This window comes from Mycobacterium sp. IDUB_28, from assembly GCF_055419285.1.
Window position 1 is genome coordinate 23,296 of record NZ_JBVAXK010000022.1, and the last position, 10,241, is coordinate 33,536.

The following is a 10,241-nucleotide window of genomic DNA, read 5'->3' on the forward strand; positions in this document are numbered from 1 at the left end:
GCAAGGAGGGTGATGACGATCAACTTCACGCCGGATCCAGCGCTGTACCCGTTCGAGTCGCGCTGGTTCGACAGCTCCCGGGGTCGGATCCACTACCTCGACGAAGGGGACGGCCCACCGATCCTGTTCTGCCACGGCAACCCGACCTGGAGCTTTCTCTACCGGGACATCGTGGTGGCGCTGCGGGACCGGTTCCGCTGCATCGCACCGGACTACCTCGGTTTCGGGCTGTCCGAGCGCCCGCCCGGATTCGGCTACCGGATCGAGGAGCATGCCGGGGTGGTCGGCGAACTCGTCGACCATCTCGGCCTGGACGGCTTTGTGACCATGGGTCAGGACTGGGGCGGCCCGATCGGCATGGCGGCCGCGGTCGACCGGGCCGACCGGGTGCGCGGCGTGGTGCTGGGCAACACCTGGTTCTGGCCCACCGACGTGCTCAGCACCAAGATCTTCTCCCGGGTGATGTCGAGTCCGCCGCTGCAGTATGCGATCCTGCAGCGCAACTTCTTCGTCGAGCGGCTCATCCCGGCGGGCACCCAGCGCCGGCCCGACGCCGCGGTGATGCAGCACTATCGCGCCGTGCAGCCCGACGCCGCCGCGCGGGTGGGCGTCGCCCGCATGCCCAAGGAGATCCTGGCCGCCGAACCGCTGCTGCAGCGGCTGGCGCGCGAGGTGCCGGCCCGGCTGGGCGGCAAACCCGCACTGCTGATCTGGGGCATGAAGGACTTCGCCTTCCGGCCGGGGCCGTCGCTGCCCCGGATGACGGCGGCGTTCCCCGATCACGTGCTGGTCGAGCTGCCGGCGGCCAAGCACTACATCCAGGAAGATGCGCCGCAGCGGATCGCGGCGGCCATCGTGGAACGCTTCGGTTAGGCGAACGCCTCGATCGGCGGGCAGGAGCAGACCAGGTTGCGGTCGCCGTAGGCGCCGTCGATGCGCCGCACCGGCGGCCACACCTTGGGCCGGAACGCCTTGCCCAGCGGGTACGCCGCCTCTTCGCGGGTGTAGGGGTGGTCCCAGTCGGAGGCCACCAGGCATTCGGCGGTGTGCGGGGCGCCGCGCAGCGGATTGTCGTCCACCGGCCACTCCCCTCTGCCGACCCGGTCGATCTCCCCGCGGATACCGATCATCGCCTCACAGAACGCGTCGACCTCGGCCAGGTTCTCGCTTTCGGTCGGCTCCACCATCAGGGTGCCGGCCACCGGGAAACTCATGGTCGGTGCGTGAAAACCGTAGTCCGCCAACCGTTTGGCGACGTCGTCGACGGTCACGCCGGTGGCCTTGGTGATGCCGCGCAGGTCCAGGATGCATTCGTGGGCGACCATGCCGTTCTCCCCGGTGTAGAGCACCGGGAAGTACTCGTCGAGCCGGCGGGCGATGTAGTTCGCCGACGCGATCGCGGTCAATGACGCTGCCCGCAGCCCGTCGCCGCCCATCATCCGGATGTAGGCCCAGCTGATCGGCAGAATCGAGGCCGACCCGTACGGCGCCGACGACACCGGATGCCCCTGGGGAAGTTCCGGAGCGTACGGGTGACCCGGCAGGAAGTCCGCCAGGTGTGCGCGGACCGCGACCGGACCCACGCCGGGACCGCCCCCGCCGTGCGGAATGCAGAACGTCTTGTGCAGGTTCAGATGGCTGACATCACCGCCGAACCTGCCCGGCCGGGCCAGGCCGACCAGCGCGTTGAGGTTGGCGCCGTCGACGTAGACCTGGCCGCCGGCGTCGTGCACGGCCGCGCAGATCTCGGCGATGTCGTGCTCGTAGACGCCGTGCGTGGACGGGTAGGTGATCATCAACGCCGACAACCGCTCGGCGTGTTCGCTCACCTTGGCGCGCAGATCGTCGAGGTCGACGTCGCCGTTCTCGTGGCAGCCCACCACGACCACCCGCATCCCGGCCAGCGCGGCCGAGGCGGCGTTGGTGCCGTGCGCGCTGGACGGAATCAGACAGATGTCGCGGTGCGGCTCGCCGCGGCTGGCGTGGTAGTCGTGAATGGCCAGCAGGCCGGCGTACTCGCCCTGCGAACCCGCGTTGGGCTGCAGCGACACGGCGTCGTAGCCGGTGATGTCCACCAGCCAGCTCTCCAGGTCGGCGATCAGCCGGCGCAACCCTGGGGTGTCGGAGGCCGGGGCGAAGGGATGCTGACGCCCGAATTCCGGCCAGGTGATCGGCTCCATCTCGGCGGCGGCGTTCAGTTTCATGGTGCATGAGCCGAGCGGGATCATGCTGCGGTCCAGGGCGATGTCCTTGTCCGCCAGGGTGCGCAGGTAGCGCATCATCGACGTCTCGGTGCGGTATTCGCTGAATGCGGGGTGGGTCAGGAAATCCGAGGTGCGCGTGCCGATGTCGGTCCCGGCTGATGGCCGGGCCGACACGCCGAGCGCCGCCAGCACCACGGCCACCTGCGTGTCGGTGGTGGCTTCGTCGCACGCTATCGACACGTGGTCGGCGTCCACCCGCCACAGGTTGATGCCGTCGGCTTTAGCCGCGGCCACCACCTGCTCGGCACGGCCGGGTACCCGGGCCAGCACCGTGTCGAAGTAGGTGTCGTGCACCAGCGCGGCACCCAGGGCCGCGGCGATGGTGTCGGCGTGGGCGTGCACCCGCCGCGCGATTGCGGTCAGGCCCTCGGCGCCGTGGTAGCTGGCGTACATGGCGGCCATCACCGCCAGCAGCACCTGTGCGGTACAGATGTTGCTGGTCGCCTTATCGCGGCGGATGTGCTGTTCGCGGGTCTGCAGCGCCAGGCGGTACGCGACGTCGCCGTCGGCGTCCACCGACACCCCGACCAGCCGTCCGGGCAGCTGCCGGGCGTGCTTGGTGTGCACCGTCAGGTATCCGGCGTGTGGGCCGCCGAATCCCATTGGCACGCCGAACCGTTGGGTGGTGCCGAACGCGACGTCGGCGCCGATCTCGCCGGGCGGCGTCAATAAAGTCAGCGCCAGCAGGTCAGCGCCGACGGCCACCAGCGCTCCGCGGTCATGGGCCTGCGTGACCAGGGCGCTCCAATCGGTGACCCGGCCGCTGGCTCCCGGCAGTTGCGCGATGACGCCGAAGAACTCCCCGTCGGGCAGGCCGTCGCGCAGGTCCGCCGTCACGATCTCGATGCCCAACGGCTTGGCCCGGGTGGCCAGTATCGCCGCGGTCTGGTCGAACACGTCGGTGTCCACGGCCAGGCGGTTGGACTGACCCCGGAAGGCCCGGTGCATCAACGTCATCGCCTCGGCCGCCGCGGTGCCCTCGTCGAGCATCGACGCGTTGGCGATCTCGAGCCCGGTGAGGTCGGTGACCATGGTCTGAAAGTTCAGCAGCGCTTCCAGCCGGCCCTGGCTGATCTCCGGCTGGTACGGCGTATAGGCCGTGTACCAGGCCGGATTCTCCAAGATGTTGCGCAGCAGCACCGGCGGGGTGAACGTGTCGTAATAGCCCTGCCCGATCATCGACACCGCGACGGTGTTGCTGTCTGCCAGCGCTCGCAACTCAGCGAGCGCCTCCGACTCGGTGGCCGCGGCCGGCAGCCGATCCAGTCCCGGGGCAGCGCCCGATTCGCTCAGCTTGTCCAGGATGCCGGACGGGACCGCCTTGGCGGCCAGCTCGTCGAGCGAGTCGACACCGATGACGGCGAGCATGGTGGCGACGGCGTCGCCGTCCGGGCCGATGTGCCGGTCTGCGAAGGTTTGGTGGAGCACAGCGGGAATCTCCTGACATGGGGGACGCGACCAAGGTCCTCCCCCTCTGTCCTCACCCGAGTGCCGGGCGCCTGAGAGATTCGGCGGCTACGCCTTTCCCCATCGGCGGGTGTGGGGGTGGATCCCGCACCGCTTTCCAGAGGCATCGTTGTCTGGCGCGGTCCGGGTGCCTGAGAGGTTGACGGAGAGGTGTTGCTCCTTCGGCGTCTGTAGCTGGCGGCCACAGAGCTCTCCCGCGCGAGAGCGATGCGGGTACCAGTTTACTGCGCGCGGTTTGAGCGCGTCAGCCGATCTTGCGGTCGCGGTGTTTGCGCCGCGAAGCCAGCTCGTCCTCGGGGGCGGCGATCGACTCGCCGCCGTCGGCGCGCTCGCCGGGGAAGTCGGCGATCACGCCGGTCAACTCGCGCATCGCACCCGAGACGGCGATCCCGAACACGCCCTGGCCGCCCTGCAGCAGGTCGACGACCTCTTCGGCCGAGGTGCATTCGTAGACGCTGGTGCCGTCGGAGAACAAGGTGATGTTGGCCAGATCCTGCACGCCGCGCTGCCGCAGATGGTCGACCGCGACGCGGATGTTGTGCAGCGAGATCCCGGTGTCCAGCAGACGCTTGACGATCTTGAGGACCAGGATGTCCTTGAACGAATAGAGCCGCTGGCTGCCGGATCCGGCCGCGCTGCGGATCGAGGGCACCACCAGCGAGGTACGTGCCCAGTAGTCCAGCTGGCGGTAGGTGATGCCGGCGATCTGGCAGGCACTCGGCCCACGGTAGCCCACCAACTCGTCCGGCACGGAGTCGTCGGGGAACAGTCCGGGCTGCACCGGTTCGCCGGCCACCACCGGCTTGGATCCGGTAGCCGGGTGATCGGCAAGGTCAAGCTGTCCTTGACGTGGCTGCTCGCTCACGGTGCATCCTCTCGCCGATCGCGCTGGTGGTTCAAAGCTGCGTCACTGACTGCCCCAACAGCCACGTTATTCTCAGGCCCGAGTGTGCTAGAGCATACGCCGTTCGGTGGCTGCCGTGCTGTGGGTCCATCATCAACTCGTCATCAAAGTATGGCGGCCGCCCGAAGGACTGAGTGATATCCGGCAGGCGTGTCGACAATCCGTTGTGTGATATGAGACGCATCCGTGATCTCGGGCGGGTACCCGATCACGTCGCCTTGAAATCGTCGGGCGACACGCTGTCGAGAAACTCTTTGAATTTCTCCACCTCGTCCTCGCGGACGGGGCTGCCGCCCTCTTCGTCGCTTTCATCCGGAATCAGCAGACCGGCTTGGGCGAGCACCGACTCCTCGACATAGATCGGCACGTTGACGCGCAGGGCGATCGCCACCGAGTCCGACGGCCGGGCCGACACCTTGATGTCCCCGTCGAAGATCAAGTCCGCGTAGAAGGTGCCTTCCTGCAGATCGACGATGCGTACCTCTTTGAGCGAATGCCCAAGCGCGGCAATCAAATCCCTGATCAGGTCATGGGTGAGCGGGCGCGGGGGTTCGACACCCTGTTGCTCCAGGGCGATCGCGGCGGCCTCCGACTGACCGATCCAGATCGGCAGGTACCGGTCACCGTTCGTCTCGCGCAGCAGCAGCACCGGCTGATTCTGCGGCTGCTCGACACGAATGCCGACAACACGAACTTCACCCATCTGTGTCTGCCCTCCGCACGCCGCTGCCGTCGAAGGTGAAGTCTAGTCCTCAGCGATGCAGTACGTCGCGAACGGCCGACTTGATCAGCGAGGTGTGCAGCGTGATCGCCAGTGCGGCGACTTCGCGCGCCAGCTCGTCGGCCCGGTCCCGCGCGCCGGCTTTGCCCGCCTTGACCAGCGGCCCGGCGATCTGGGCGATCAGGTCCGACTGCCGGTCCGCCGCGGAGCGGAACGCACGCAGATGCCTTGGCTCCACGCCGTAATCGGCGAGCGCACGCGCACACTGCAGAATCACCACCGCGTGCTCGTCGAAGAATCCGCCTGGGCCGGTGGTGATGACCCCCGCCTTCAGCAGGGCGGTCAGGGTGCCCTCGTCGACGCCCGAACGGTCCAGCAGATCGTCGCGACTGAGCCGGACGGCGGTGGGTGAGACCGCGGCCGGCTCCGGGCCCGAGTCGGTGCCATCGCCCGCCACCGACACCAATCGCGGTACCGCGTAAGGAGATCCGACCGCCGGCAGCTCCCCGTCGGGCTGGGCGTCGAGCTGTGCCCGGATCACCTTCAGCGGCAGGTAATGGTCGCGCTGGGCGGTCAGGATGAAGCGCAGCCGCGCGCAGTCGTAGGCGGTGAATCTCCGATAACCCGACGCCGCGCGTTGCGGCGTCACCAGCCCCTCGGCCTCCAGGAAACGAATCTTGGAGATGGTGACATCGGGGAAGTCCGGTCGCAGCAGGTCCAGGACCGCCCCGATCGACATCCCGGAAAGTGCCGGGCTATCGGGTGCGCTCACTAGCCGCCGGATCCCCCGTCGTCGTCACCCTTGGGTCCGGTCAAGAAGACCAGCCGGAACTTGCCGATCTGAACTTCGTCACCGTTGGCCAGCACCGCGGAATCCACCGGTTCACGATTCACGTAGGTGCCGTTGAGGCTGCCGACGTCGACGACGTTGAATTCCGAGCTTTCCAAGCGGAATTCGGCATGGCGACGGCTCACCGTGACGTCATCGAGAAAGATGTCGCTGTCGGGATGCCGGCCGGCGGACGTGATGGCCTGGTCCAGCAGGAACCGGGACCCGGCGTTGGGCCCGCGTTTGACGACCAGCAACGCCGACCCGGCCGGGAGCCCCTCCACGCCCGACACCGAACTCTCGGTACCCGCCTGCGCGGGTGCGTCCAGTTCGTTGAGGAAGTCGGCGCGGAAGACCGAGGTGGTCTCCACCGTGACTTCGTCACTCTGCTCGTTATCCGTCACCCGCTGCTCCTCACTGGCCGCTGTGGCGTCCATATGCCGGCGTAGTACGGGCCGTAGCTCGGCCCGCTTCCCACTCGCATTTACCGCTTGTACTGCTGTCTACCGCTTCACGTCCGTGCTGCCTTGACCGTACCGCGCACAGGTTGTCGATGTGGCAACCACCTGCAGGATCGTAAGCCCCGCACCCCGGCTTGTTCTACATCCGGCGCGCGACCCGCGATCCGCCCCGAAACTGGGAGGTTAGCAACCGTCATTCGGCCAGCGTGCCGCGGTAGGCCTCAGCGTCGAGCAGACCGGCGATAGCCGAGTCCAGGGCGGCGACGTCGGCGCTGCCCACCTGGAGTTCCAGCAGCCAGCCGGCGCCGTACGGGTCGGAATTCAGCAGCTGCGGCGTGCCGTCCACATCGCCGTTGACCGCAGACACGGTGCCCGACACCGGCGCATACAGATCGGACACGGATTTGGTGGATTCCACCTCACCGAACGAATCTCCGGCGCGCAGTTCGGTGCCCACGTCCGGCAGCTGGACGAAAACCACGTCACCCAGTGCCGACTGCGCGAAATCGGTGATCCCGACCCGCACGGTGTCTTCCCCGCTGCGGCGCACCCATTCGTGTTCGGCGGTGTAGTGCAGATCGGAGGGGATATCGGTCACGGTGATCCTGTTCTGGTCGATGGCCGGGGCTGCTTCACTTGACGGGCTGAGCGTATTGGCGCGTTTTCGGTGGCCGCAAGGTGGTCACCTCGACGTGGTCGGACTGCTGCACCGACATCCGTCCGCCGACGCGTTTGACGCTGTCCTCCGCACCGCCAGGAATGTTCATCGCCGCCGCCAGTGTCGGCGGATCACCAATGGCCAGAAGCGAATACGGCGGGGCGAAAGCTTTGTTGTCGATGGTCAACGAGCCCGCCGAGCCGACCACCCAGGTGTCGACGCCGACTCGCACCGACTGCTGCGCGTCGTTGATCTGGATGGCCTCGGCGCCCGCGGCGCGCAACTCGTTGATCACGTCCAGCATCACCTCCGGCGCCACCCCGGGGCCGGGGTCGTCGATCCTGATGGTGACGCCCGGTCCGGTCGCACCCACCGCGCCGACCAGGATGGACAGCGCGGCCAGGCGTGCCTGGGCGTTCTCGATGGCGGCCTGATCGGTGTTGCCCGACGCCTGCAACCTGTTCAGCGTGTTCTGCAGGTCGGCGACTTCGGTGCTCAGCGTCGCCTCCCGCTGCCGCAGCGAATCCAGCAGCACCAGCAGGTCGGCGGGTCGGGCGGTTTCCAGGGAGTCGCCGGACTCGTTCTGCCGGACCTGGGTGACGATCGCGACACCCAGCACCAGGCACAGCAGCACGGCCAGCGTGCCGAACGCCAGGCGGGACCGGCCGGCCTTCGGGCGCCGCCGGCCGTCCGGGGGCAGCTCGTGCCGCCCGCGGTGCGCAGCCTCGGGCGACTTCGCCTCGTCCTGGCTCACCCACACCTCATCTCAGAGCTCAAGTCACGCCCCGAACAGTCGGCGGCGCAGCGCGGCTGCGTTGCCGAAGATCCGGATGCCCAGTACGACGATGATGGCGGTGGACAGCTGAGTGCCGACGCCCAGTTGGTCGCCGACGTAGACGATCAGCGCCGCCACCAGCACGTTGAATACGAACGAGACGACAAAGACCTTGGGGTCGAAGATGCGTTCCAGGTAGGCACGCAACCCGCCGAAGACCGCGTCCAGCGCGGCGACGACGGCGATCGGCAGGTACGGCTGGATCACCTCGGGAACACTGGGGTGAAACACCAGGCCCAGCACGATGCCGATGGCGAGGGCGGCGATTCCGATCATGCCGGCAGATGACTTCTCACTTGACTTTCCTTACGGCCCAATCTGGTTGGCGAATGTGACCTCCCGGACAGCTCCGGCCGGCAGCGCTAGACCGTCCCCCACGTTGACGTTGACGCCCACACCATAGGAGACCTCCAGCAGCCTAAGCCGACGCAGTCCGGGACTGCGATCGAAGGCGTCCCGCATCGCCTTCGGGGGCCCGATCGCCACGATGGTGTACGGGCTGGTGGTCGGGTTGTTGTCGACCAGGATCGCGCCGCCGGCTTGCCGGATGGTCACATTGGGGCCGATCCGGGCGCCGTCGATCGAAATCGCTTCGGCGCCACTGGCCCACAACGAGTTGACGACGAGTTGCAGGTCGCGGTCCAGGATGATCTGTTGCCTGCCGCTCACCCGCTGCTTGGAGGCGTCGGACAGGTTCGGTCCGGCGCCGGGGTCGGTGACGGTGACGGTCACACCCGGGCCGATCACCGCGGTGCTGGCGGCGGCCAGGCTCAGCGCGTCGAGGCGGGTCAGCAGACGTTGCCCCTCGGCGTCGTCGGTCAATGCGAGCCGCTGCACCTCGTCGACCTTCGCGGCCAGCGCGCTGCGCTGCCGGAACAGCCGGGTCGCGGCGGACTGCGTGGACCGGACATTCGCGGTCAGCAACTGCTGAGCCGTCCGCACCCCGGGCGCAACCGAACGGGCCTGGGCCACGGCGGCGGCGAACACCGCGGCGACCAGGGTCGCTGCCAACGCCTGCCACATCCAGCCGAAAGCTCGGGCGCGGTGGGTTTCCGGCGCGCCGCTGCGCTCGCGTGCGGCGGCCGCAGCCGCGTAGCCGGGGTCCAGATGCTCCGACAACAGGGCGCGGAGCAGCGAGGGCACCGGGATACGTTTCGGGCGGGATGTGTGCGCGCTCAGGCCGGCGTTGGGGTCGTAGCCCCCGAGCAGCCGATCAGGCTCAGTCATGCTCCTGCCTTCGGGTCGGCTGCAGCGCGGCTGACCTTCGGCATGGTGCGCAGGACCAGCACCACCTGCACCAGGTACAGCACGAACGCCCACAGGTACATGTACATGCCCCAGATCAGAAACGCCCACCCGCAGTACCCCACGACCCGGCTCCACAGCGCGTCCCACTGACCCAGCAGGACCAGCGGGAAACCGCACATCAGGGCAAAGGTCGCGGCCTTACCCACATAGGAGACCGGCAGCGCCGACAGGCCGCGGCTGCGCAGCAGTGGCAGGGTGGCGGCCAGCAGCGCGTCGCGGCCCACCAGCGTCAGCACGAACCACCAGGGCGCTATCCCGCTCAGGGCGAACACGATCGGGACGGTGACCATGTAGAGCCGATCGACGGCCGGGTCCAGCAGCGCCCCCAGCCGCGACGACTGGTCCAGCAGCCGGGCGATCTTGCCGTCCGCCCAGTCGGAGAACCCGCTGAACATCAGGATCGCCACCGCCCAGCTGTGGATATGGGCGACCAGCATCAGGTAGATGAAGACCGGAATGAGGGCCAGCCGCACGATGCTCAGCACATTGGGCACCGTCAGCACCCGATCCTGTGCCAACCCAGGCTCCATGAGCCGTGACCTTAGCCCGCCGACGATGCCGTCCGCACGCGGAGGGTTGAGGAGGTGGGCGATGCAGCCGGGCCCGCCGACGATGCCGTCCGCACGCGGAGGGTTGAGGAGGTGGGCGATGCAGCTGGGTCCGCCGACGATGCCGTCCGCACGCGGAGGGTTGAGGAGGTGGGCGATGCAGCTGGGTCCGCCGACGATGCCGTCCGCACGCGGAGGGTTGAGGAGGTGGGCGATGCAGCCGGGCCCGCCGACGATGCCGTCCGC

At 68.2% G+C, this 10,241-nt stretch carries 11 protein-coding genes and 2 riboswitches; of the genes, 1 reads left to right on the plus strand and 10 read right to left on the minus strand.

Annotated features, from left to right (window positions below):
• The first annotated feature begins 12 nt into the window (after positions 1–12).
• Complete coding sequence (locus tag ACZYZ9_RS25735; protein WP_463828992.1) at positions 13–873, plus strand: haloalkane dehalogenase; 861 nt, start codon at positions 13–15, stop codon at positions 871–873.
• Here ACZYZ9_RS25735 and gcvP read toward each other — a convergent pair.
• The 10 genes from gcvP to ACZYZ9_RS25785 form a co-directional block, all read right to left on the minus strand.
• Positions 870–3,692: an aminomethyl-transferring glycine dehydrogenase gene (gene gcvP, locus ACZYZ9_RS25740; protein WP_463828993.1), complete on the minus strand. Its 2,823-nt coding sequence runs from the start codon at positions 3,690–3,692 to the stop codon at positions 870–872. The genes ACZYZ9_RS25735 and gcvP overlap by 4 nt on opposite strands.
• 36 nt (positions 3,693–3,728) lie before the next feature.
• Positions 3,729–3,840: riboswitch (glycine riboswitch) on the minus strand.
• Positions 3,841–3,938: riboswitch (glycine riboswitch) on the minus strand.
• Between the two features lie 37 nt (positions 3,939–3,975).
• Positions 3,976–4,596 carry a MerR family transcriptional regulator gene (locus ACZYZ9_RS25745; protein ID WP_463828994.1) on the minus strand — a complete coding sequence of 207 codons (621 nt, stop codon included), beginning with the start codon at positions 4,594–4,596 and terminating at the stop codon, positions 3,976–3,978.
• 247 nt (positions 4,597–4,843) lie between these two features.
• Positions 4,844–5,338 (minus strand): bifunctional nuclease family protein, encoded by a 495-nt coding sequence (locus ACZYZ9_RS25750; RefSeq protein ID WP_463828995.1) that lies wholly within the window; start codon positions 5,336–5,338, stop codon positions 4,844–4,846.
• Positions 5,339–5,387: 49 nt separating this feature from the next.
• Positions 5,388–6,128 carry a transcriptional regulator FtsR gene (gene ftsR / locus ACZYZ9_RS25755; RefSeq protein ID WP_463828996.1) on the minus strand — a complete coding sequence of 247 codons (741 nt, stop codon included), beginning with the start codon at positions 6,126–6,128 and terminating at the stop codon, positions 5,388–5,390.
• Positions 6,128–6,589, minus strand: coding sequence for a glycogen accumulation regulator GarA (gene garA / locus ACZYZ9_RS25760; protein ID WP_463828997.1), 462 nt, complete (start codon positions 6,587–6,589; stop codon positions 6,128–6,130). Before garA ends, ftsR begins: the two co-directional genes overlap by 1 nt.
• Before the next feature lie 250 nt (positions 6,590–6,839).
• Positions 6,840–7,244, minus strand: a complete 405-nt coding sequence (gene gcvH / locus ACZYZ9_RS25765) for a glycine cleavage system protein GcvH (RefSeq protein ID WP_463828998.1) — start codon at positions 7,242–7,244, stop codon at positions 6,840–6,842.
• A 34-nt stretch (positions 7,245–7,278) separates the two neighbouring features.
• A complete protein-coding gene (locus ACZYZ9_RS25770) occupies positions 7,279–8,058 on the minus strand; it encodes a DUF881 domain-containing protein (RefSeq protein ID WP_463828999.1) in 780 nt (259 codons plus the stop codon).
• A gap of 24 nt (positions 8,059–8,082) precedes the next feature.
• Positions 8,083–8,415, minus strand: a complete 333-nt coding sequence (locus tag ACZYZ9_RS25775) for a small basic family protein (protein WP_083111365.1) — start codon at positions 8,413–8,415, stop codon at positions 8,083–8,085.
• A gap of 30 nt (positions 8,416–8,445) precedes the next feature.
• Entirely contained in the window at positions 8,446–9,366 is a 921-nt protein-coding gene (locus ACZYZ9_RS25780) for a DUF881 domain-containing protein (protein WP_463829000.1), read from the minus strand.
• Entirely contained in the window at positions 9,363–9,977 is a 615-nt protein-coding gene (locus ACZYZ9_RS25785) for a CDP-alcohol phosphatidyltransferase family protein (protein ID WP_463829002.1), read from the minus strand. The genes ACZYZ9_RS25780 and ACZYZ9_RS25785 overlap by 4 nt, the downstream gene beginning before the upstream one ends.
• Positions 9,978–10,241 lie beyond the last annotated feature (264 nt).

Coding starts and splice junctions, on each gene's coding strand:
- ACZYZ9_RS25735 (WP_463828992.1), top strand. CDS start 13: ATGACGATCAACTTCACGCCGGATCCAGCGCTGTACCCGTTCGAGTCG.
- ACZYZ9_RS25750 (WP_463828995.1), bottom strand. CDS start 5,338: ATGGGTGAAGTTCGTGTTGTCGGCATTCGTGTCGAGCAGCCGCAGAAT.
- ACZYZ9_RS25775 (WP_083111365.1), bottom strand. CDS start 8,415: ATGATCGGAATCGCCGCCCTCGCCATCGGCATCGTGCTGGGCCTGGTG.
- ACZYZ9_RS25780 (WP_463829000.1), bottom strand. CDS start 9,366: ATGACTGAGCCTGATCGGCTGCTCGGGGGCTACGACCCCAACGCCGGC.
- ACZYZ9_RS25785 (WP_463829002.1), bottom strand. CDS start 9,977: ATGGAGCCTGGGTTGGCACAGGATCGGGTGCTGACGGTGCCCAATGTG.